The sequence below is a fragment of the Methylobrevis pamukkalensis genome, from assembly GCF_001720135.1.
In the GTDB taxonomy this organism is placed as follows: domain Bacteria; phylum Pseudomonadota; class Alphaproteobacteria; order Rhizobiales; family Pleomorphomonadaceae; genus Methylobrevis; species Methylobrevis pamukkalensis.
Window position 1 is genome coordinate 1 of the sequence record NZ_MCRJ01000340.1, and the last position, 332, is coordinate 332.

Below are 332 nucleotides of genomic sequence, written 5' to 3' on the forward strand. Positions count from 1 at the left end.
CCCGTGCCCGGCCGGCACCTTCCACAAGGCCGGACCAGTCCGCAATCGTCCTGCCGGGCCCGAAGGCGGCGATCTGCGGACAGGCCCGCAACACGAAGCCGAGCGGATAGGCGCTCGCCCCCGACACGGGCCGTCCGGCTCCATCCGCCGGCTTGCCCTCTGGCTTTTCCAAGCCGGGTTCAGAGTCAGATGAGGATTCGGTATTTTGATTCTGATAGTGGCGCTCAGTCTGGATGTCACTGGCGCTTGAATTCTCGGATTTCCTGATTCCGATCAGGGACTTCTCCACATCGGCCCGCAGCCTGCGCAGCTCGGCCGCGATCGCTTCCAGA

Annotated in this window: 1 pseudogene; it reads right to left on the reverse strand. The window is 64.5% G+C overall.

The window, feature by feature from the left end:
• Nucleotides 1-332, reverse strand: a pseudogene (locus A6302_RS22560) (plasmid replication protein RepC); the annotation flags it as partial.